At 72.6% G+C, this 20,124-nt stretch carries 20 protein-coding genes, 1 other RNA gene and 2 riboswitches; of the genes, 12 read left to right on the top strand and 9 right to left on the bottom strand.

All coding sequences use genetic code 11. The features are described 5' to 3' along the window. Nucleotides 1–295: 295 nt before the first annotated feature. From RDV89_RS17845 to RDV89_RS17835, 3 genes are read right to left on the bottom strand one after another with little or no spacing between them, the layout of a single operon-like run. Complete coding sequence (locus RDV89_RS17845) at nucleotides 296–730, bottom strand: variant leucine-rich repeat-containing protein (RefSeq protein ID WP_315735241.1); 435 nt, start codon at nucleotides 728–730, stop codon at nucleotides 296–298. Nucleotides 731–740: 10 nt separating this feature from the next. Then, entirely contained in the window at nucleotides 741–1,715 is a 975-nt protein-coding gene (locus RDV89_RS17840) for a ribonucleotide-diphosphate reductase subunit beta (RefSeq protein WP_315735466.1), read from the bottom strand. Nucleotides 1,716–1,738: 23 nt separating this feature from the next. Beyond that, the gene (locus RDV89_RS17835; protein WP_315735239.1) at nucleotides 1,739–4,309 is read right to left on the bottom strand and encodes a ribonucleoside-diphosphate reductase subunit alpha; all 2,571 of its coding nucleotides are present in this window, start codon (nucleotides 4,307–4,309) and stop codon (nucleotides 1,739–1,741) included. A gap of 155 nt (nucleotides 4,310–4,464) precedes the next feature. Continuing rightward, a riboswitch (cobalamin riboswitch) is annotated at nucleotides 4,465–4,671 on the bottom strand. Nucleotides 4,672–4,782: 111 nt separating this feature from the next. After that, a riboswitch (cobalamin riboswitch) is annotated at nucleotides 4,783–4,954 on the top strand. Nucleotides 4,955–5,011: 57 nt separating this feature from the next. On the opposite strand from RDV89_RS17835, the gene RDV89_RS17830 reads away from it, so the two are divergent. From RDV89_RS17830 to RDV89_RS17815, 4 genes are read left to right on the top strand one after another with little or no spacing between them, the layout of a single operon-like run. After that, a complete protein-coding gene (locus RDV89_RS17830) occupies nucleotides 5,012–6,079 on the top strand; it encodes an ABC transporter substrate-binding protein (protein WP_315735237.1) in 1,068 nt (355 codons plus the stop codon). Next, entirely contained in the window at nucleotides 6,076–6,870 is a 795-nt protein-coding gene (locus tag RDV89_RS17825; RefSeq protein WP_315735235.1) for a class I SAM-dependent methyltransferase, read from the top strand. The genes RDV89_RS17830 and RDV89_RS17825 overlap by 4 nt, the downstream gene beginning before the upstream one ends. Before the next feature lie 14 nt (nucleotides 6,871–6,884). Then, nucleotides 6,885–7,952, top strand: a complete 1,068-nt coding sequence (locus RDV89_RS17820; protein ID WP_315735233.1) for a FecCD family ABC transporter permease — start codon at nucleotides 6,885–6,887, stop codon at nucleotides 7,950–7,952. Continuing rightward, nucleotides 7,949–8,716 (top strand): ABC transporter ATP-binding protein, encoded by a 768-nt coding sequence (locus RDV89_RS17815; RefSeq protein ID WP_315735231.1) that lies wholly within the window; start codon nucleotides 7,949–7,951, stop codon nucleotides 8,714–8,716. Before RDV89_RS17820 ends, RDV89_RS17815 begins: the two co-directional genes overlap by 4 nt. A gap of 79 nt (nucleotides 8,717–8,795) precedes the next feature. Here the strand turns inward: RDV89_RS17815 and rnpB are convergent. After that, nucleotides 8,796–9,208, bottom strand: an RNA gene (gene rnpB, locus RDV89_RS17810) — RNase P RNA component class A. 76 nt (nucleotides 9,209–9,284) lie between these two features. Between rnpB and RDV89_RS17805 the strand changes: the two genes are divergently transcribed. After that, nucleotides 9,285–9,752 (top strand): tetratricopeptide repeat protein, encoded by a 468-nt coding sequence (locus RDV89_RS17805; protein ID WP_315735229.1) that lies wholly within the window; start codon nucleotides 9,285–9,287, stop codon nucleotides 9,750–9,752. Nucleotides 9,753–9,775: 23 nt separating this feature from the next. Continuing rightward, a complete protein-coding gene (locus tag RDV89_RS17800; protein ID WP_315735227.1) occupies nucleotides 9,776–10,393 on the top strand; it encodes a phosphoribosylanthranilate isomerase in 618 nt (205 codons plus the stop codon). Here the strand turns inward: RDV89_RS17800 and RDV89_RS17795 are convergent. The 4 genes from RDV89_RS17795 to map form a co-directional block, all read right to left on the bottom strand. Further along, a complete protein-coding gene (locus RDV89_RS17795) occupies nucleotides 10,377–11,216 on the bottom strand; it encodes a transglutaminase family protein (protein WP_315735464.1) in 840 nt (279 codons plus the stop codon). The genes RDV89_RS17800 and RDV89_RS17795 overlap by 17 nt on opposite strands. Nucleotides 11,217–11,218: 2 nt before the next feature. Next, a complete protein-coding gene (locus tag RDV89_RS17790) occupies nucleotides 11,219–12,157 on the bottom strand; it encodes an alpha-E domain-containing protein (RefSeq protein ID WP_315735225.1) in 939 nt (312 codons plus the stop codon). Further along, nucleotides 12,151–13,776 (bottom strand): circularly permuted type 2 ATP-grasp protein, encoded by a 1,626-nt coding sequence (locus RDV89_RS17785; protein ID WP_315735223.1) that lies wholly within the window; start codon nucleotides 13,774–13,776, stop codon nucleotides 12,151–12,153. Before RDV89_RS17785 ends, RDV89_RS17790 begins: the two co-directional genes overlap by 7 nt. A 61-nt stretch (nucleotides 13,777–13,837) precedes the next feature. Next, nucleotides 13,838–14,692: a type I methionyl aminopeptidase gene (gene map / locus RDV89_RS17780; protein ID WP_315735221.1), complete on the bottom strand. Its 855-nt coding sequence runs from the start codon at nucleotides 14,690–14,692 to the stop codon at nucleotides 13,838–13,840. Nucleotides 14,693–14,745: 53 nt separating this feature from the next. Here map and RDV89_RS17775 point away from each other — a divergent pair, with 53 nt between their 5' ends. After that, nucleotides 14,746–14,937: a hypothetical protein gene (locus RDV89_RS17775; protein ID WP_315735219.1), complete on the top strand. Its 192-nt coding sequence runs from the start codon at nucleotides 14,746–14,748 to the stop codon at nucleotides 14,935–14,937. An 18-nt stretch (nucleotides 14,938–14,955) separates the two neighbouring features. Here the strand turns inward: RDV89_RS17775 and panB are convergent, their stop codons facing one another. Continuing rightward, complete coding sequence (panB, locus tag RDV89_RS17770; protein ID WP_315735217.1) at nucleotides 14,956–15,819, bottom strand: 3-methyl-2-oxobutanoate hydroxymethyltransferase; 864 nt, start codon at nucleotides 15,817–15,819, stop codon at nucleotides 14,956–14,958. A 132-nt stretch (nucleotides 15,820–15,951) separates the two neighbouring features. On the opposite strand from panB, the gene RDV89_RS17765 reads away from it, so the two are divergent. From RDV89_RS17765 to RDV89_RS17745, 5 genes are all read left to right on the top strand, one after another. Continuing rightward, nucleotides 15,952–16,197 (top strand): hypothetical protein, encoded by a 246-nt coding sequence (locus RDV89_RS17765; RefSeq protein ID WP_315735214.1) that lies wholly within the window; start codon nucleotides 15,952–15,954, stop codon nucleotides 16,195–16,197. A 107-nt stretch (nucleotides 16,198–16,304) separates the two neighbouring features. After that, complete coding sequence (locus RDV89_RS17760; protein ID WP_315735213.1) at nucleotides 16,305–16,517, top strand: heavy-metal-associated domain-containing protein; 213 nt, start codon at nucleotides 16,305–16,307, stop codon at nucleotides 16,515–16,517. Further along, a complete protein-coding gene (locus RDV89_RS17755) occupies nucleotides 16,514–17,461 on the top strand; it encodes a DUF8832 domain-containing protein (protein ID WP_315735211.1) in 948 nt (315 codons plus the stop codon). Before RDV89_RS17760 ends, RDV89_RS17755 begins: the two co-directional genes overlap by 4 nt. Further along, a complete protein-coding gene (locus tag RDV89_RS17750) occupies nucleotides 17,445–19,763 on the top strand; it encodes a heavy metal translocating P-type ATPase (protein ID WP_315735209.1) in 2,319 nt (772 codons plus the stop codon). Before RDV89_RS17755 ends, RDV89_RS17750 begins: the two co-directional genes overlap by 17 nt. After that, the gene (locus RDV89_RS17745; RefSeq protein ID WP_315735207.1) at nucleotides 19,760–20,065 is read left to right on the top strand and encodes a metal-sensitive transcriptional regulator; all 306 of its coding nucleotides are present in this window, start codon (nucleotides 19,760–19,762) and stop codon (nucleotides 20,063–20,065) included. The genes RDV89_RS17750 and RDV89_RS17745 overlap by 4 nt, the downstream gene beginning before the upstream one ends. Nucleotides 20,066–20,124 lie beyond the last annotated feature (59 nt).

The raw sequence follows: 20,124 nt of genomic DNA, 5'->3' as shown, positions 1-20,124 counted from the left end.
CGAGGTCGACGAGCGAGCGCGGAGGAGCGGCTGATGGTCTACGTGAGCAGGCGGATCGAGCGCCGCCGGAGGTGGGCGGAGCGCCGGCTGGCCCGCCTGCGACGGGTGCTCGTGAGGGCGCTCGACAGGACGAGCCACCGCTGACGCGGCGGCTACCCGGCCTCACCTCGTCGTCCACGATCCCTCCGGCGACCCGCGAGCGCGTGCAGGAACGTCTCGATGCGGGCCTGCCGACGCACTATCCGACGGGGGCCCGACCACCGTCGCTGCTGCGGTACGTCCACCGGGTCGCGGCTCATCGCCCGACCCACCGGTCGGCCCACCCCACGACGGCGCCCACCTCGGCGTCCTCGTCCTCCGCGAGCTCGGCGCGCAGGGCGGGGTGGCAGGCGGGGTTCGCCGCGACCCAGCCGCGTACGCGTGGGTCCTCATCATCCGCGAGCACACGCAGCACCCACTCGGGGGCGCGCGGGTTCCGGGCGACGCAGGCACGCACGGAGACGGCTGCGTCGCCCGTCAGCCTCTCGAGCACGTCAACGGGTGCGTGGCACGACAGCGCGGCGCTCTCGCGGATGGCCCGGTCGCGGTGCGCGGCGAGCAGCTGGACCCGCCGTACCTTCGACCCGGTCGCCGGGGGTGACGCAAAGGACGAGAGCGGGGGGCCGCTCCCGCCGCGGGATGCGGCGAGAGCGGCCCGGTGCTCCGGGCTGAGGAAGCCGATGCAGGACATCCGTCGCTCCTCAGCCCTGCCGGGCGTTGACCTCGTAGGAGGTGTTGATGGACTCGAAGAAGTTGACCAGCTGCAACGTGTCGTTGGCGGTGGCCATCCACTTCGCCGGGTTCGCGACGCCGTAGTGGGTCCCGAAGCCGAGCTCGTCGAGACGTCGGTCGGCGAGGTAGCGGACGTAGGTGTTGATGTAGTCCGCGTTGAGCCCGAGGATCCCGTTCGGGAGCAGGTCGCGGTTGTAGGCCTCCTCCATCTCGACCGCGTCCAGCACCATCTGCTTGATCTCGGCCGCGAACTCCTCCGTCGCGATCTCCGGGTTCTCCTCGAGCACGGTCAGGATCAGGTTGATGCCGAACTTCAGGTGCAGCGACTCGTCGCGCACGATCCAGTCGATCAGCGACCCGAAGTTCCGCAGCAGGTTCCGCTGCCGGAAGCTCAGGGCCACCATGAACCCGGAGTAGAACCAGATCCCCTCGAGGATGACGTTGTACGCGACGAGGTTGCGCACGAAGTCCTGCTTGCCCTCGACGGTGGAGATGTCGAGGGTCTGTTCGGTCATGCGCTTGATGAACCTGACCTCGAACTCCTCCTTGGCCGCCATCGAGGGGACGGTGACGTGCGAGGCGTACGCGGCCTCGCGGTCGATCGGGAAGGTCTCGAGGACGTACTCGAAGCTCATGCAGTGGTTGGCCTCCTCCCACATCTGCTTGGCGAGGTAGAGGTGACACTCGGCGGCGTTGACGTAGGGGTAGACGCCGAAGGCCAGCGCCTTGTTGACCAGCAGCTCGCTGGGGTTGAAGTAGCTCATCAGGAAGGTGAGCGCCCGTCGCTCGTCGTCGCTCATCCGCTCGAAGTCGGCGAGGTCCTCGCCGAGCTGCACCTCGTTGGGGAACCAGGTGTTCGCGACGGCCTGGTCGTACAGCTCCATGGCCCAGGGGTAGGTGACCGGCTTGAGCAGCAGACCTTCCTCGATGCCGGTGCCGAGGATGCCGCGGCGGCCCCGTGCGGCGCTCACTGGCACGACTCGCACTGCAGTCGCTCCTGCGGGTCGACCGGACAGGCCGCGTCGTCCACCACCTCGAGCTCCTGGACGTCGGCGGGCACGACCGGCGGCGCCGGCGCGGCGGGGACGGTCGAGGCGGTGACGGCTCCGAAGCCCCGGCGAGCGCCGGTGGTGGCGGGGGTGCGGGCCTCCGCCTTGTTGACCTTGACGGTGCTCTGCTCGGCGGTGTGGCGCGGCATCATGTGCAGGTAGTAGGTCGTCTTGACACCCATCCGCCAGGCCAGCGAGTACAGGTCGGCCATCGTCGCGACGCTGCGGTCAGCGAGGTAGATGTTGCGGCTGATCGCCTGGTCGATCCACTTCTGCGCCCGCGCGGCCACCTCGAGGTAGGCGCGACCGGGCAGCTGGAACGAGGTCTGGTAGATCTCGACCAGCTCGGCGGGCACGAGCCCCTCCCGCTCGGCCGCGACGGCGGAAAGGTCGCCCTGGTGGCGCAGGAGGTCCTCGCGCAGCGTCTCCCACAGACCGGCGGCGCGCAGGTCCTCGACCAGGTTGCGGTTGACCTCGAGGAACTTGCCGGAGCTCGTGGCGCGGCTGAAGATCTGGCTGAACTGCGGGTCGAGGCCCGGCGTGGTGCCGGCGACGAGGCCGATGGATGCGGTCGGTGCGATCGCCAGGAGCGTCGAGTTGCGGATCCCGCCGGCGACCTTGGCGCGCAGCGAGTCCCAGTCCAGGCGGCTGGTGCGGTCGACCTCGACCCGCACGCCCCGGTCGCGCTCGAGCAGGTCGAGGGAGTCGATCGGCACGAGGCCCTGGCTCCAGCGCGAACCCTCGAAGTGGGTGTACGCACCCCGCTCGCGCGCGAGGTCGGCCGAGGCGTCGATCGCGTGCCAGGACACGAACTCCATCAGCTGGTCGATGAGCTCGTACGCAGCGGGGGAGGCGTAGCTGTGCCCGAAGCGCTCCACGACGTCGGTGAAGCCCATGACGCCCAGGCCGAGAGCACGGTTGAGCTCGTTGGAGCGCTCCGACTCCGGCACCGAGCTGATCGTGATGTCGATGAGGTTGTCGAGCTGACGCACGGCCAGGCGCACCGACTCGGCCAGCCGCTCCCAGTCCACGCGCGCCGCCTGACGGCGACCGTCGACGTGCCGGGCCAGGTTGATCGAGGCCAGGTTGCACACGGACACGTTGTCCCGGTCCTGGGGCAGGCAGATCTCCGTGCAGAGGTTGGAGAGGTGGATCGTGCCGGTGTTCTGGTTGAGGGCACGGGTGTTGATGGTGTCCTTCCAGGTCAGCCACGGGTGCGAGGTCGACTGCAGCGAGGTCAGGATGGACTTGAACTGCTCGCGGGCACCGACCTTCCTGTGGCGCAGCTCGCCGGCCTCGGCCAGGGCGGCGTACTCGGCGTAACGCCGCGAGAACGCGCTGCCGGTGAGCTCGGAGAGGTCGGGCACGTCGGCGGGATCGAACAGGTACCACGGCAGGTCGGCGTCCACGCGCTTCATGAAGTCGTCGCTGATCCACACCGCGGTGTTGGCGGTCCGCGTGCGGCGGTACGGGTCCCCGGAGTTCTGCCGCAGGTCGAGGAACGCCGGGAAGTCGAGGTGCCAGTTCTCCATGTAGAAGCACAGCGCGCCGAACTTCTTGCCGCCGCGGCTGACCGCCCGCAGCGTCGAGTCGATCGTGTGCATGAAGGGGATCGGGCCGGTCGACGTGGTGTTGTTGGACCGGATGTGGGATCCCTCGGCGCGGAGCTTGGTGACCGACAGCCCGATCCCGCCGGTGCCCTTGGTGAGCCACATGACGTCGCGCACCGACTTGGCGATGTGCTCGATCTCGTCCTCCATCTGCATCACGAAGCAGTTGGAGAGCTGGCTGTAGGAGGTGCCCGCGTTCACCAGCGTCGAGCCGGCCGCGAGGTACTCGAGGCGCGACATCTTGTCGTAGAAGCGGATCGCCGCGGCGGTCGGATCGTCCTCGTTCAACGACAGGCCCATGGCCACCCGCATCCAGAAGAACTGGGGCATCTCCAGCGGACGTCCGTCGGGCGCCACGATCATGTAGCGGGTGCGCATCGTCTGCACCCCGACGTAGCGCAGCAGGTCGTCGCGATCCGGGTCGAGCGCCGCGCCGAGGCGTTCGAGGTCGAACAGCCGGCCGAGTCGTGCGTCGAGCAGGTCCAGCTCCACGCCGCGGACCACGAAGGCCACGAACGCCTCGCCGCCGAACGCGCGCACCTCGTCGCGGGTCACGCCCTCGCCGAAGATCGCCTTGTAGAGGCTCTTGACGAGCAGTCGCGAGGCGATCGTGTCGTAGGCCGGGTCGTCCTTCACGTTCTGCAGCGCGACCTGCACGACCGCCTCGTCCAGCTGCTCGCTGGTGATGCCGTCGAAGAGCGTGATCTCGAGCTCCGAGCGCAGCTGGGTCGCGCGGGCGACCTCGTGGTCGAGACCCGCTGCGGCCTCCTCGATGGAGCGCGCGATCTCGTACCCGTCGTAGGCGGCGCGGGTGCCGTCCCTCTTGACCACCGTGATCTCGGTGGACCTGCCGGTGCTCTCGTCGTGATGTGTTGCCATGTGGCGTCTCCCACCCTCGTGTACGGACGTCGGGGAGCGTCCGCGAGAGGGGAGGCACGGGAGGTCGGAACCGTCGGCAGGCAGGGCGGCCAGATGCCACCCGACCTGCCGGTCTCGATCCTCCGACCCTCCCTCGGGGTCGCGGACCCTCGCCCCTCGGGGGCGAGGCACTGGCAGGTCTTCGGACTCGTGGGCGTCGCGCTCGGCCTACTGTCCGTCGCTTCCCAGGCCCGTCGGGCCCAGTGCTGTGTGACGGAGGTCGTTCCCACTCACCGCTGCGGGGCAGTTCCGGTCTCCCACCGGATTCCCTCTTGCGACGACCCGCCTGGAGGACGGGTCGAACCAGCTGCAAGCGGCACCATATACGGTGAATGACGCCGATGTAAGTCCCACATCTTGTGGTTCACGCCAAGTGGGAGCGGGTCCTCCGTCGACGGCAACGGGAGCGACTGTCGCCGGTCGTCGCGAACCGCTAGCATGCTCGCGCCAGTCAAGCCCGAGAGGGCCAGGGAATCCGGTGTGAGTCCGGAGCTGACGCGCAGCGGTGTGGGTGACGGCGGGGCACGAGGCCACTGGAGTGATCCGGGAAGGCGTCCCGTTCGGTGGAACCCGAGTCCGAAGACCTGCTGGTTCCGTGGCCGTCCGTGTCGCGCGATCATCGTCGGGCCCCGCGATCCGGGTCTGCGGTCGAGAAGGTCGTTCATGACTCGTTCCCTGTCCCCACGCGCCCTCCTGGCGCCGTCACCGGCTCGCCGGCAGACGACCCAGTGCCTGCGCGTCCTCGCCGTCACGTTCCTCGTCGCCGGCGGCCTCGCCGGCTGCAGCTCGGACACCGGCGGCTCCGACGCCGGCGATGCGGAGCCGTACGAGGCCCCCGTCGTCGTCGTGAACTGCGACCGCGAGGTCCGTGTCGAGGCGCCCGTCGAGCGCGCGGTCGCCGTCAACCAACCCGCCGTCGAGCTGCTCCTGGCCCTCGGGCTCGGTGACCGCATCGCGTCGTACGCGATGAGCGACGACGACGTCCTCCCGGAGCTCGAGGAGGAGCGAGAGGGCGTCGAGGCCTTCGACACCGAGTTCCCGTCGTTCGAGACGGTCCTCGACGTCGAGCCCGATCTCGTCTACACCACGTTCGACTACACCTTCACCGACGAGGGTATCGCCGGTCGGGACCGCTTCGAGGAGCTCGGCGTGCCGACGTACCAGTCGCCGAGCGAGTGCAGTGGTCAGGAGGCCGAGCAGACCCGCGCGCTGACCCTCGAGGACCAGTGGGCCGAGATCGAGGAGGTCGCGACCCTCTTCGGCGTCCGGGAGCGGGGAGACGAGCTGGTCTCCGAGCTGAGCGCCCGTGCCGAGGAGGCGACCGTGGACCTGGGCGCGGAGAACGTGACCATGGCCTGGTGGTACGCCGCCACTCCAGCGCCCTACATGGCCGGCTGCTGCGGGGCGCCCGGCCTGATGACGCGGGCCGTGGGTGCGACGAACGCCTTCGAGGACGCCGAGCAGTACTGGCCCGAGATCGGTTGGGAGAGCGTCCTCGAGCGCGACCCCACCGTGCTGGTGCTGGCCGACCTGGGCCGTGGGGGTGACGGCGACAGCGCGGCGGAGAAGATCGAGTTCCTCGAGTCGGACCCCGTCGCGAGTCGGCTGACGGCGGTGCAGGAGCAGCGTTACATCGTTCTGGACGGCACCACCATGGACCCCTCAATCCGCAACGTGACGGGCATCGAGCAGCTGGCGCAGGGCCTGCGCGACCTGGGCCTGGTCGAGTGAACCCGGCCGAGCTGCACGACCGCTCGGACCTGCGCGGGCTCCTGCGGCGCTGGGACGATCAACAGGCCGCCTACATCGCCGCTCGGGAGCAGCGCTTCGCGGCGATGCTCGACGCCCTCGCCCTGCAGGTGGAGGCCTCGACCGGCTCCGGGTTCCGCGTGGTCGACCTCGCCTGCGGCCCGGGCTCGTTGACCGTCCGGGTGCTCGATCGTTTCCCGCGAGCACGCGTGGTGGGCATCGATCTCGACCCGGCGCTCCTGGCCGTGGCCCACGCCGGCACGGCGACGTACGGAGACCGGGTCGCTCTGCTCGACGCCGATGTCGCCGACGACGCATGGGTCGAGGCGGCCTCCGCTCGTCTCGGGGGTCGTCCGCACGCGGTCGTCTCGACCACTGCTCTGCACTGGCTCTCACCGGACGAGCTGGTGCGGGCCTACGGCACGGCGCACACGGCACTGCCGACCGGCGGTCTCCTGCTCGACGGGGACCACCTCCGCTACGACTCCCGCACGCCGCACCTCCGACGATGGGCGGCGTTGCACGACGAGCGCACCCAGGCGGCGGCCTTCGAAGAAGGCGCCGAGGCGTGGGACGCATGGTGGGCGGCGCTCGAGCAGCTTCCGGGCATGAAGGACCTGGTGGAGGAGCGACACCGGCGCTTCGCGGGCCGCGCTCCGTCGGCCTCGACGGCGGTCGACTTCCGGCTCGCGACGCTCGCCCAGGCGGGTTTCGAGGAGTCCGGCACGTTGTGGCAGCTGTTCGACGACTTCGTCGTCTACGGCGTCGCCTGAGCGCAGGGGTCGACGTGCCGCAGCCAGGAGCAGGGATCGGGTCGGGGCGCCGGCCCGGTCCCGGGCGCGCGGTCACCGCGCGCGAGCTCCTGTTCTGGTCGGCGGGCCCGGCGCTGCTGCTGGTCTCGGTGGCCGTGGCCATCACGATCGGGCCCGCCGATCTGGCCGTCGGCGAGGTGGTCGCCGTCGTTCGTGACCGGCTGGGCGGAGCCGACGCGGGACTGTCGCGGATCCGTGAGGGCATCGTGTGGGAGCTGCGACTGCCACGCAGCCTGCTCGCCGCCGCCTGCGGCGCCGGTCTCGGGGTGTCCGGGGTCGTGCTGCAGTCGCTGCTGCGCAACGCCCTCGCGGATCCCTACGTGCTGGGCATCTCGTCGGGAGCCTCCACGGGCGCCGTGCTCGTCGTCGTCCTCGGTCTCGGCGCCGGCTCGGTGGGGTTGTCCGGAGGCGCGTTCGTCGGTGCCGTCGTCGCGTTCGGTCTCGTGGCGATGCTCGGCTACGCCGCCGGGGGTTCGCCAGACCGCCTGATCCTGGCCGGTGTGGCAGGGACGCAGCTGTTTGCGGCCCTGACCTCCTTCGTCGTCCTCACCTCGGCTGATCCGGAGAAGACCAGGGGCGTGCTGTTCTGGTTGCTCGGCTCCCTCGGCGGCGCTCGATGGGACGACGTCGTCTTCGTCGGAGCTGTCGTGAGCCTCGCAACGGCACTGTGCTGGGCGGGGGCGCGCGTGATGGACGCCTTCACCTTCGGGGAGGAAGCGGCGGCTTCGCTGGGGGTGGCGGTCGTCCGCTCGCGGCTCGCTCTGCTCCTGCTGACGGCCGCCATGACCGCGGCCGTGGTCGCCGCGGCGGGAGCCATCGGGTTCGTGGGGCTCGTCCTGCCCCACGCAGCCCGCGCCGTCGTCGGCCCGGGCCATCGACGGCTGCTCCCGGCGACCGCGCTGGCGGGTGCGGTCCTGCTGGTGTGGGTGGACGCCCTCGCCCGCGTCGTGATCGCGCCGCAGGAGCTCCCCGTCGGTGTCGTCACGGCGCTCGTCGGCGTCCCTGCCTTCGCAGTGATCCTGTGGCGCAGGAGGCGTCGGTGAGCCTGAACGCCCACGGGGTCTCCTGGCACGCGGGTGCGGGTCCCGTGGTCGACGGCGTCACCCTCGACGTCGAACCGGGACAGACCCTGGGGCTGCTCGGACCGAACGGATCGGGCAAGTCCTCGCTCCTGCGTCTGCTGGCCGGCGTCCGGCGCACCAGCTCCGGCGTCGTGCGCCTCGACGAGCGACCGTTGTCGGCATGGCCGTCGCGCACCCTCGCCCGGCGTCTGGCCACCATGGGCCAGCACGCCCAGACCGACGTGGACGTCACGGTCGCCGATGTCGTGGCGCTGGGCCGGGTACCGCATCAGGGTGCATGGCGCCCGACGAGCGCCGCCGACCGTGCGGCCGTCGACGCCGCCTGCGCGGCTGCCGGCATCGGGCACCTGCGCGGACGGACCTGGCGCACGCTGTCCGGCGGTGAGCAGCAACGGACCCAGCTGGCGCGAGCCCTCGCCCAGGAGCCGACGGAGCTCCTCCTCGACGAGCCCACGAACCACCTCGACATCAGCCACCAGCTCGAGCTGCTCGCCCTGGTCCGTGCTCTGCCGGTGACCACGGTCGTCGCACTGCACGACCTCAACCTGGCGGCCCAGTTCTGCGACAGCGTCGCCGTGCTCGTCGAAGGACGGCTCCGTGCGCACGGTCCGACGACGAGCGTGCTGACCGAGGCGCTGATCGCCGAGGTCTACGACGTGCGCTCCGTCGTGGGTCACGATCCGGCCACCGGTCGGCCGTGGGTGCGGTTCCTGCCGCCCGGCTGATGCCGGCCGCGGCCAGGCGGGCGTGGACGCAGCATCGCCCGTCGCCGATGGCATCGTGCGTGGGTCGGACCCCCGGGTGCGGACGGGCTGGCCTGTAGGCCGGGTTCTGTCCTCGGGCCCGTCGCCGGGCACCGATGTGCGGCCATCCATCTAGGGCCGCCGTTGCCGACGACCTCGTGCAGTCCACCCGCGTGCTCGGGCGGGCAGCCCTCGAACGCACGCGCGTCCGTGTCTCGCGACACGGACTTCTCGACCTTGCTCCAGGTGGGGTTTACCGAGCCGTTCCGGTCGCCCGGAACGCTGGTGGTCTCTTGCACCACCGTTTCACCCTTGCCGCCCGGCCGGAGCCGGGAGGCGGTCTGTTCTCTGTGGCACTGTCCCGCGGGTCACCCCGGGTGGGCGTTACCCACCACCTCGCCCTGTGGAGCCCGGACCTTCCTCGACCCCTCCCCGGCACGCCGTGGAGGAGGCCGCGGCCGCCCGGCCAGCCCATCCGCAGGGGTCAGGATAGGGGAATGGGGGCCGGTCGGCGCACGTTGCACCCGACGGAGCGAGAGGAGCCCCCGTGATGGACGAGCAGGACCGCCGGATCGACCTCGGGACGGAGCTGGAGCTGCAGGCTCCCGCCCTGGTCTTCCCGAGCCAGGCGCAGGACCCGTCGGGTGCGCACCGGGCGGCCTACGACCTGCTGGCCCGCCGCGCGCCGAGGGAGGCGCTGGAGCTGGTCGAGCCCGCGCTGGAGCTGGACCCGGGCAACTACGGCCTGCGCAGCCTGCGGGCGTGGGCCTACCTCCTGCGCGCCCAGCTGCAGCGCGCCGAGGCGCAGCTGCGCGAGCTCGTCGAGGAGAACCCCAGCGACGACTGGGCGCGCCACGCGCTGGCGCGCAGCCTCGAGCGGCAGTCGAAGTTCGCCGACGCGCTGCCGCACGCCCGGCTGGCCGCCGCGATGACGGCCGACCCCGAGCACGAGTCGACGGTGCTGCGCGTCGAGCGGCGCCTGGCGGAGTCCACGGGCCACCTGGGCGACCTCGTCTGAGGCCCGCGGGCTAGCGTCCTCGCGTGCACGTCAAGATCTGCGGCCTCGACACCCCCGAGCACGCCCGCGTCGCCGTGGACGCCGGCGCCGACGCGGTCGGCGTCGTCGTCTGCGAGCGCAGCCCCCGCCACCGCACCGTCGCGGAGGCGGCGGCGGTCCTCGCGGTCGTGCCCGACGGGGTGGACGGGGTGCTGGTGGTCGCGGACCTGCCGGTGCTCGAGGCCGTGGACGTGGCGCGCACGATCGGCGCCGACGTGCTGCAGCTGCACGGGGCGTACACCCGCGAGGACCTCGCCGTCGCCGTGGCCGCCCACCCCCGCGTGTGGCGCGCGGCCACCCCGGCCGACGCGACCGCGGACCCGAGCGCGACGACCGTGGGGGCCTGGGGCGAGGAGGTGCTGCTGCTCGACGCGCCGGTGCCCGGGTCGGGTCGGCGGTGGGACCTCGCCGCCCTGGAGGGCCGGCGTCCCGAGGGTCGCTGGCTGCTGGCCGGCGGCCTCGGGCCCGACGACGTGGCCGACGCCGTGCGGGTCGCGCGCCCCTGGGGCGTCGACGTCTCCAGCGGCGTCGAGTCGGTCCGCGGCGTGAAGGACCCCGAGCGGATCCGGGCGTTCGTCGCGAACGTCAGGCGAGCCGGGTGACCTCGACCTCGACGAACATCCGCGAGGTGCGCGCGCCGGCGAAGATGCCGCTGAGCGGGCGTACGTCGGCGTAGTCGCGCCCCGCGGCGATCACCACGTGCCGGTCCCCGATGGGCTCGTCGTTGGTGAGGTCGAAGGCGTGCCAGCCCTCGTCCCACCACTCGACCCACGCGTGGGACTCCCCGGCCACGGTCGCGCCGACCTCGGGGTCGGGCGAGGGGTGCAGGTAGCCGGAGACGTAGCGCGCCGGGATCCCCAGCGTCCGCAGCCCGCCGATGGTCAGGTGGGCCATGTCCTGGCACACCCCGCTGCGCTGCTCCCACGCGAGGGCGGCGCTGCTGGTCACCTCGGTCGACCCGGGGCGGTAGGCCACGTCGGCGTGGACGAGGGCGCACACCCCGCGGGCGGCCTCGCCGGGCGTCGCGGCGTCGGCGCCGACCTCGCGCACCCGCGCGGCGAAGTCCTCCGGCGGCGCGACGAGCTCGGGCAGCACGAGGTACTCCGTGTGCACGTCGGCCACCTCGGGCGCCGCCAGGTCGGCCCAGGCCAGCGACGGCGCGGGCAGGGGCGCACGGTGCGTGTGCACCGTCGCGTGCGCCTGCACCGTGAGCGCGTCGTGCGGGTCGAGGACCTCGAAGGACGTCACCTGGGTGCCGAAGTAGTCGCGGTACGTGTGCGTCCACGGGGTCGGCGAGACGTCGAGGCGGGTGTGCACGACGATCTGCTCGGCCGACGTCTGCGGGGTCAGGCGCGCCTCGTTGTAGGAGGTCACGGCCTTGCCGTCGTACTCGTAGCCCGTCGTGTGGCTGATCCGCAGCTGCATGCTCACAGGTTTCCCCCTCCGTGCCACTCGGTCGCCTCGGCGCCGGCGAAGTAGCGCCGCGTGACCGCGTCGGTCGCCGCCGCGCAGGTGTACTGCAGCCGCTCCATCTCGGCCGGCAGGTTGGCCACGACGTCGGACAGCGAGCGGTACTCCAGGTCCGCGCGCGTGCGGCCCAGCAGGCGCTGCGCGTCGTTGCCGAAGCCGGCGCGCGAGCCGCCGGACTCCAGGTTGTCGAGGCACTGCTCCGCCCGGCTGATCGAGTGCACGATCGAGCGGGGGAAGAGCCGGTCCAGGAGCAGGAACTCCGCCGCGCCGCGGTCGGTCTCGAGGCCGCGGTAGGTGCGCAGGAACGCCTCGTACGCTCCGCACGCGCGCAGCGTGGTGGTCCACGCGGAGGCGGCGCTGGAGCTGGTCAGGGCCGCGGTCGCGACCAGCCGGGCGGTCATGTCGGCGCGCTCGATGCTGCGGCCCAGCACGAGGAACTGGTAGCCCTCGTCGCGGGTCATGGTGGCCTCGGCGGTGCCGTTGACCAGAGCCGCGCGGTCGCGCACCCACCCGAACACGGCCGGGGGCCGCAGGCTGCGGAACCGACCCGACGGCAGGGCCCGCCACGTCGTGTTGACCGCCTCCCACATCGGCTCCGAGAGCGTCTCGCGGGCCCGGCGGGCGGACTCGCGGGCCGCGCCGAGCGCGGAGGCGATCGAGGCGGGTGCCTGGGCGTCGTACGCCAGCAGCTCCAGGATCGTCTGCCGGTTCACCTCGGTGTCCTCGTCGTGGGGCACGCCCATGATCGAGAGCAGGGTGCGACAGGTCGCGGTCTCGTCGACGGTCGGGTCCTCGAGCATCAGCTGGGTCTGCACGTCGAGGATGCGGGCGGTGTCCTCCGCGCGCTCGACGTAGCGGCCGATCCAGAACATGGACTCCGCGATGCGGCTCAGCACGGTGCGTCTCCCCGGTCGTCGCTCTGGTCGTCCCGCTGGTCGTCCCGCTGGTCGTCCCTGTCCTGCTGCTGCTGTTGTTCCTGCTCCACCAGCACGGGGACCGGTTGGGTCGCCGGGCCCGCCGTGACCGGGGCGCTGGTCGAGGTGACCTGGCGCTGCACCTGCGCGCGGCGCTGGCCGCCGCCGGGGCCCGCGAGCACCCACGTGTCCTTGGAGCCGCCGCCGCGCGAGGAGTTCACGATCAGCTCGCCCTCGGCGAGCGCCACCCGGGTCAGGCCGCCCGGCAGCACCCACACGCGCTGGCCGTCGTTGACGGCGAACGGGCGCAGGTCGACGTGGCGCGGCGCCATCCGGCCGCCGATGTAGGTCGGCACGGTCGAGAGCTGGACGACCGGTTGCGCGATCCAGGCCCGCGGGTCCTGGAGCACCTTCGCGCGCAGCTCCTCGAGCTCCGCAGCGCTGGCGCGGGGGCCGATCACGATGCCCTTGCCGCCGGAGCCGTCGACCGGCTTGAGCACCAGCTCGTCGAGGCGGTCCATGACCTCCTCGCGGTGGTCCGCCTCGCCCATCCGCCACGTGTCGACGTTGCGGAGCACGGGCTCCTCGCCGACGTAGTAGCGGATCAGGTCGGGCATGTAGGTGTAGACGAGCTTGTCGTCGGCGACGCCGTTGCCGATCGCGTTGGCGATCGTCACGTTGCCGGCGCGGGCGGCGTTGATCAGCCCCGGGCAGCCGAGCAGCGAGTCGGCGCGGAACTGCACCGGGTCGAGGAACTCGTCGTCGACGCGGCGGTAGATCACGTGCACCTGCTCGAGACCCTTGGTGGTCCGCATCATCACGCGGCCGCGGCGGCAGACCAGGTCGCGGCCCTCGACCAGCTCGACGCCCATGGTGCGGGCCAGCAGGGCGTGCTCGAAGTACGCCCCGTTGTAGACGCCCGGGGTCAGCACGACGACGGTCGGGTCCGTGACGCCCGCCGGGGCCGCGGCCCGCAGGGCGGAGAGCAGCCGCTGCGGGTAGGAGGCGACGGGCCGGATCCGGTGCTGGGCGAACGTCTCGGGCAGCGCGGAGGAGATCGCGCGCCGGTTGGTCATCACGTAGGAGACGCCGGACGGCACGCGGACGTTGTCCTCCAGCACGCGGAACTCGCCGGCGTTGTCGCGGATCAGGTCGATCCCGGAGACCTGGATCCGCACGCCGTTCGGGGGCGTGATGCCCGCGGCCGCGCGGTGGTAGTGCGAGGACGTGGTGACGACGGAGCGCGGGATGACGCCGTCCTCGAAGACACGGCCGGCGTCGTACACGTCCTCCAGGAACATCTCGAGGACCTTGACGCGCTGCTGCACGCCCTTCTCGATGCGGGCCCAGGCCTCCATCTCGATGACCCGCGGCAGGATGTCGAGCGGGAAGGCCCGCTCCTCGCCGCCGATGTCGAACGTGACGCCCTGGTCGAGGTAGGCCGCCTGCAGCGCGTCGACGCGGCTGCGGATCTCCTGGTCGGTCATCTCGGCCAGCGAGGTGGACAGCTGGTCGTACGACGTGCGCAGCCCCGCGGGGTCGAACATCTCGTCGTACGCCGGGCCGTCCGCCCCCGTGTACCCCTCGAACATCGCCGTCATGGGTCGGACAGTACCGACGACCTGTAACGCCGAGGTTGCACGACGCGCACGTGCGCGCGGGTCAGGGCAGGGTGAGGATCTCCGCGCCGGTGGGCGTCACGAGCACGGTGTGCTCGAACTGCGCGGTCCAGCTGCCGTCGCGGGTCACGGCCGTCCAGCCGTCGTCCCACATCCGGTAGTCGCTCGTGCCCAGCGTCAGCATCGGTTCGATCGTGAACGTCATCCCGACGCGGATCTCGTCGTCGTAGTAGTCGGTGTCGTAGTGCGGCACCACCAGGCCGGAGTGGAAGTGCGTACCGATCCCGTGGCCGGTGAAGTCGCGCACGACGCCGTAGCCGAACCGCTTGGCGTACGCCTCGATCACGCGGCCCACGACGTTGATCCGGCGGCCGGGCTTCACCGCGCGGATGCCCCGCTCGGTCGCCTCGCGGGTCCGCTCGACCAGCAGCCGCACCTCCTCGTCGACGTCGCCGGCGAGGAAGGTGGCGTTGGTGTCGCCGTGCACGCCGTCGAGGTAGCCGGTGATGTCGATGTTGACGATGTCGCCGTCCTCGACCACGGTCGAGTCGGGGATGCCGTGGCAGATCACCTCGTTGAGGCTGCTGCACAGGGACTTGGGGAAGCCGCGGTAGCCGAGCGTCGAGGGGTACGCCCCGTGGTCGCAGAGGAACTCGTGCCCGATCCGGTCGAGCTCGTCGGTCGTCACCCCCGGGACGACGGCGCGGCCCACCTCAGCGAGCGCCTGGGCGGCGACGCGTCCGGCGACGCGCATCCGCTCGATCGTCGCCTCGTCCTTCACCTCGTCGCCCTCGAACCGCTCGGGCGCGGGGCGCCCGACGTACTCCGGGCGCGGGATGCTGCGCGGGACGGTGCGGACGGCGGTCGGGACGCCGGGGGCCAGGGGAGCGCGGGACACGGGCGGGGACTCTACTCGCCGCGGTCTCGCCGCCCGGGGCGTACCTTCGGGCCATGAGCGCCCGACACTCCGACACCACCCCCGACGACTGGTGGTTCTGCCTCAAGCACCACACCGTCGAGCCGCGCAGCGGCTGCAAGAACAAGGACCGCCTGGGTCCCTACGCCACCCGCGAGGAGGCCTCGCACGCCCTCGAGAAGGTCGAGGAGCGCAACGAGGAGTGGGAGGGCGAGCGGGAAGGCTGAGCCGCCCCGCCCGCCGGCTCAGAAGGTGTGCTCGGGTCCCGGGAACGTGCCGGCGCGCACGTCGTGGGCGTACGCCCGGGCACCCTCGAGCAGGACCGAGCGCACGTCGACGTACTGCTTGACGAAGCGCGGCATCCGCCCGCTGCGCAGGCCGAACGCGTCCTGCCACACGAGCACCTGCGCGTCGGTCTCGGCGCCCGCGCCGATCCCGACGGTCGGGATCGCGAGCTCCTTCGTGACCTGCGCGGCCACGTCGCCCGGCACCATCTCCATAACGACGGCGAACGCGCCCGCCTCGGCGACGGCGTGCGCGTCGCGCAGCACGCGCTCGGCCGCGTCCCCGCGGCCCTGCACGCGGTAGCCGCCGAGGGTGTGCTCGGACTGCGGGGTGAAGCCGATGTGGGCGCACACGGGGATGCCGCCGTCGGTGAGCTTGCGGATGGTCGCGGCCATCTCCGCGCCGCCCTCGAGCTTGACGCCGTGGGCCCCGGCCTCCTTCATGAAGCGGGCCGCGGTGAGGTACGCCTGCTCCTCGCTGGCCTGGTAGGAGCCGAACGGCAGGTCGGCCAGCACGAGCGCCCGCCGCGCCGACCGGGCCACGGCGCGGGTCAGGGGGATCAGCTCGTCGACCGTCACGGGCAGCGACGTCTCGTTGCCGAGCACGTTGTTGGAGGCGCTGTCGCCGACGAGGAGCACCTCGATGCCGGCCTCGTCGAAGATCTGCGCCGTGTACATGTCGTAGCTGGTGAGCATCGTCCACCGCTCGCCGCGCTCCTTCATGGAGCGCAGGTGGTGGGTGCGGATGCGCTTCACGGGTGCCGCGGCGGCGTCGGACGCGCCTGCCTGCGACCCCGACCCGTACGGGCTGGGCTGCTCGCTCATCGTGGGTACTTCCTCGTCGTCGCTCTCGCGGCTCCCTGGTGGAGTCCACGGACCGGAGCCAGCGTAGGACGCGGTCACGGCTGCGTCCGTGTGGCCCGTGTCACGTGCGGCCGTGGTGGCAGGATGGTCGTCGTGCGCCCCGTCCTCGCCGGCTACGCCCGTGCCGTCGCCCGGGTGCAGCGCGCGCCGATGTGGCTGCTGCTCGTCCTCGTCGTCGCGGTCGCGCTGCTGCCGGTCTCCACCCCGGTGCAGGTCGGGCTCCTCGTCTTCGTCGTGCTGTTCTTCTGGATCCCGCTGGCGTTCGTGCTGCGTCGCGAGATGCGTCGCGGCTACGACCGCGAGGACGCGCGGCAGCGGCTGCGCGACCTCGACCGCTGACACGACCGACCGGTCCCGCGCCTCGGCTTGCTTCTCCTCCGCAGAGGAGTACCGTGGCCCGGGTACGGATACCCCGTAGGGGTATCGAGCGCGACGGAGGAGCAGGCATGACGACCACCGAGTTCGACGTCACCGGGATGACGTGCGGCCACTGCGAGAACGCGGTGCGCGAGGAGGTGTCGGGCGTCGCGGGCGTCGACGCCGTCGAGGTCAGCGCCGGGTCCGGCCTGCTGGTGGTCACCTCGGCCGCCCCCGTCGACGAGGCGGCCGTGCTGGCCGCCGTCGACGAGGCCGGCTACGAGGCCACCGCCCGGCGATGAACGTCGGGACCCGGCTCGCGCTGTTCGCCGCGGGCCTGGTCGCGGTCTTCGGCACGGCGTACGCCGCCGGTGCGGTCGTCGTCCCCGACGACGCGGCCGACGCCTGGCGCGACGCGAGCGCCGACGACGAGCACGCCGGCGCGGACCACGCGGACGGGCACGGCGGCACGGGTGGCGCCGGTGTCACGCCCGCCGGTCTCTCGGCCAGCCAGGACGGGTTCCGGCTCGACGGGCTCTCCGCACCGACCTCGGTCGGTGCGGACGGCGTGCTCTCGTTCCGGGTGCTGGGCGTCGACGGCGCCGCGGTCACGGCGTACGAGACCGTCCATGACGAGGAGCTGCACCTCGTCGTCGTGCGCACCGACGGGGCCCACTTCCGCCACGTCCACCCCGACCTCGACGACGACGGGACCTGGTCGCTGCCGTGGAGCTGGCCGGCGGCCGGCACCTACCGCGTCTACGTCGACGCGGCCCCGAGCGACGGACCCGCCCTCGTGCTCGGCGGCACGCTCACGGTGGCCGGCGACCTCGAACCCGTCGAGGCGGCGCCGACCCGCGACGCCGTCGCGGGGGAGTACGAGGTGTACCTCGCCGGCAACCTCCTGGCGGGTGGCACCAGCGAGCTGACCGCGCAGGTGCGCCGCGACGGCCGGCCGGTCGAGGACCTGCAGCCCTACCTCGGCGCCCTCGGGCACCTGGTCGCGCTGCGCGCCGACGACCTGGCGTACCTGCACGTCCACCCGACCGGGCCGGAGCCGGACGCCGGCGCCACGTCCGGGCCCGACGTCGCCTTCGAGGCGCACGTCGACACCGTCGGCCGCTACCTGCTCTACCTCGACCTGCGGGTCGACGACGAGGTGCGCACCTTCGCCTTCGTGGTCGACGCGGTCGCGGACGAGGGCGGCAGCCACACGGAGGGGGAGAGCCATGACCACGAGCACTGAGCCCCGCGCCGCGGGCGCGACCGACGACCTCGAGCTGGTCATCGGCGGCATGACGTGTGCGTCGTGCGCGATGCGGGTCGAGAAGAAGCTGAACCGGCTCGACGGCGTCGAGGCATCGGTCAACTACGCGACCGAGAAGGCCCGCGTGCGCGTGCCCGCCGGCTACGACCCCGCCGACCTCGTGGCCGTCGTGGAGAAGACGGGCTACTCGGCCACCCTGCCGCCCCCGCCCGCCACGCCGAGGTCGGACGCGCCGGGGGCGGACGCGACGGACGCCGCCCGGGACGACGACCCGGAGCTGCGCTCGCTGCGCCAGCGGCTCGTCGCGTCGGCGGTGCTGAGCGTGCCGGTGGTCGTGCTGGCGATGGTGCCGCCCTGGCAGTTCGACCACTGGCAGTGGCTCTCGCTGGCGCTGGCGTGGCCCGTCGTCGTGTGGGCGGCGTGGCCGCTGCACCGCGCCGCCTGGACCAACCTGCGCCACGGCGCCGCGACCATGGACACCCTCGTCTCGGTCGGCACGCTCGCAGCGCTCGGCTGGTCGCTGTACGCCCTGTTCTGGGGCACTGCGGGGGTCACCGGGATGACCCACCCCTTCGAGCTCTCCATCAGTCCCGGCGACGGCAGCGGCCACCTCTACCTCGAGGTCGCCGCCGGGGTCACCACCTTCGTGCTCCTGGGCCGCTACGTCGAGAAGCGCTCCAAGCGGGAGGCCGGCGCCGCGCTGCGCGCCCTGCTCGAGATGGGCGCGAAGGAGGTCACGGTGCGTCGCGGCGGCGCCGAGACGACCGTCGGCGTCGACGAGCTGGTCGTGGGCGACGAGTTCGTCGTGCGCCCGGGCGAGAAGATCGCCACCGACGGCGTCGTCGTCGAGGGCGCCTCCGCCGTCGACGTCTCCATGCTCACCGGCGAGTCCGTGCCCGTCGAGGTGGCCGTCGGCGACGAGGTCGTCGGTGCGTGCGTCAACGCCTCGGGGCGGCTCGTCGTGCGCGTCACCCGCGTCGGGGCCGACACCCAGCTGGCGCAGATGGCGCGCCTGGTCGAGGACGCCCAGTCCGGCAAGGCCGAGGTGCAGCGCCTGGCCGACCGCGTCGCCGGCGTCTTCGTGCCGGTCGTCCTGGTCGTCGCCGTCGCCACCCTCGGCGCCTGGCTCGGCGGCGGGTTCGGCATCGACGCCGCGTTCACCGCGGCCGTCGCCGTGCTGATCATCGCCTGCCCCTGCGCGCTCGGCCTCGCCACGCCGACGGCGCTGCTGGTCGGCACGGGTCGTGGCGCCCAGCTGGGCATCCTCATCAAGGGCCCCGAGGTGCTGGAGTCGACGCGCCGCGTCGACGTCGTCGTGCTCGACAAGACGGGCACCGTGACCACCGGCGCGATGGCGCTGGCCGAGACGGTGGTCGCGACCGGGGTCGACCGCGCCGAGCTGCTGCGCCTGGCCGGCGCGCTCGAGAGCGCCTCGGAGCACCCCGTGGCCCGCGCGATCACGGCCGGCGCGGCGGCCGAGGTCGGCGCGCTCCCGAGCCCGTCGTCGTTCGTCAACGTCGCGGGCCACGGGGTGCGCGGCGAGGTCGAGGGCCGCTCCGTCGTGGTCGGACGCCCCGGCCTGGTCGGGGACGGTCCCGCCGACGAGCTGCGGGACGACGCGCTCGCCGCGGCGTGGCGGGAGGCCGCGAGCCAGGGGCGTACCGCCGTGGTCGTCGGGTGGGACGGCGCCGCCCGCGGCGTCCTCGTCGTCGCCGACGAGGTGAAGCCGACCAGCGCCGCCGCCGTGCGCGAGCTGCGCGACCTCGGCCTGCGCCCGGTGCTGCTCACCGGCGACGCCCGTGCCGTCGCCGAGCGCGTCGCGGCCGAGGTCGGCATCGACCCCGCCGACGTCCTCGCGGACGTCCTCCCCGAGGACAAGGTCGCCGCCGTGCGGCGCCTGCAGGACGAGGGCCACGCGGTGGCGATGGTGGGCGACGGGGTCAACGACGCCGCCGCGCTCGCGCAGGCCGACCTCGGCCTGGCGATGGGCACCGGCACCGACGTCGCGATCGAGGCCTCCGACCTCACCCTGGTGCGCGGCGACCTGCGCGCGGCCGCCGACGCAGTGCGCCTGGCGCGGCGCACGCTCGGCACCATCCGCGGCAACCTGTTCTGGGCGTTCGGCTACAACGTCGCGGCGATCCCGCTGGCGGCCCTCGGGCTGCTCAACCCCATGCTCGCCGGCGCCGCGATGGCGTTCTCCAGCGTCTTCGTCGTCGGCAACAGCCTGCGCCTGCGGTCCTTCCGTGGGAGCGAGAACACCACCGGAGGAGCACGATGAGCGACACGCAGGACCACGCCGGGCACGGGTACGTCGGCGACAAGCAGCGCTACCTCGCGCGGCTCAAGCGGATCGAGGGCCAGGCCCGCGGCATCCACCAGATGGTCGCCGACGACCGGTACTGCATCGACGTCCTGACCCAGATCAGCGCCATGACCAGCGCGCTGCAGGGCGTCGCGCTCGGTCTGCTCGACGACCACCTGAAGCACTGCGTCGCCGACGCGGCGCTGGCCGGGGGCGAGGAGGCCGAGGCGAAGCTCAAGGAGGCCTCGGCGGCGATCGCGCGGCTCGTGCGCTCCTGACGTCGGCGCCCGCGGGTACCAGTGGCGACACGTCGATCGGATGGGGCAGACTTTTTGTC

Source organism: Nocardioides imazamoxiresistens (assembly GCF_032378595.1).
In the GTDB taxonomy this organism is placed as follows: Bacteria; Actinomycetota; Actinomycetes; order Propionibacteriales; family Nocardioidaceae; genus Nocardioides; species Nocardioides imazamoxiresistens.
Note: the sequence above shows the minus strand (reverse complement) of the source record. Positions and strands in the feature narration are given on the sequence as shown.

Excerpts from the sequence above, each read along its gene's own strand:
- RDV89_RS17830 (WP_315735237.1), top strand. The coding sequence starts at position 5,012 with ATGACTCGTTCCCTGTCCCCACGCGCCCTCCTGGCGCCGTCACCGGCT.
- RDV89_RS17745 (WP_315735207.1), top strand. The coding sequence starts at position 19,760 with ATGAGCGACACGCAGGACCACGCCGGGCACGGGTACGTCGGCGACAAG.
- RDV89_RS17755 (WP_315735211.1), top strand. The coding sequence starts at position 16,514 with ATGAACGTCGGGACCCGGCTCGCGCTGTTCGCCGCGGGCCTGGTCGCG.
- RDV89_RS17775 (WP_315735219.1), top strand. The coding sequence starts at position 14,746 with ATGAGCGCCCGACACTCCGACACCACCCCCGACGACTGGTGGTTCTGC.
- RDV89_RS17805 (WP_315735229.1), top strand. The coding sequence starts at position 9,285 with ATGGACGAGCAGGACCGCCGGATCGACCTCGGGACGGAGCTGGAGCTG.
- RDV89_RS17845 (WP_315735241.1), bottom strand. The coding sequence starts at position 730 with ATGTCCTGCATCGGCTTCCTCAGCCCGGAGCACCGGGCCGCTCTCGCC.
- RDV89_RS17750 (WP_315735209.1), top strand. The coding sequence starts at position 17,445 with ATGACCACGAGCACTGAGCCCCGCGCCGCGGGCGCGACCGACGACCTC.
- panB (WP_315735217.1), bottom strand. The coding sequence starts at position 15,819 with ATGAGCGAGCAGCCCAGCCCGTACGGGTCGGGGTCGCAGGCAGGCGCG.
- RDV89_RS17785 (WP_315735223.1), bottom strand. The coding sequence starts at position 13,776 with ATGACGGCGATGTTCGAGGGGTACACGGGGGCGGACGGCCCGGCGTAC.
- RDV89_RS17795 (WP_315735464.1), bottom strand. The coding sequence starts at position 11,216 with ATGCAGCTGCGGATCAGCCACACGACGGGCTACGAGTACGACGGCAAG.
- RDV89_RS17835 (WP_315735239.1), bottom strand. The coding sequence starts at position 4,309 with ATGGCAACACATCACGACGAGAGCACCGGCAGGTCCACCGAGATCACG.
- RDV89_RS17760 (WP_315735213.1), top strand. The coding sequence starts at position 16,305 with ATGACGACCACCGAGTTCGACGTCACCGGGATGACGTGCGGCCACTGC.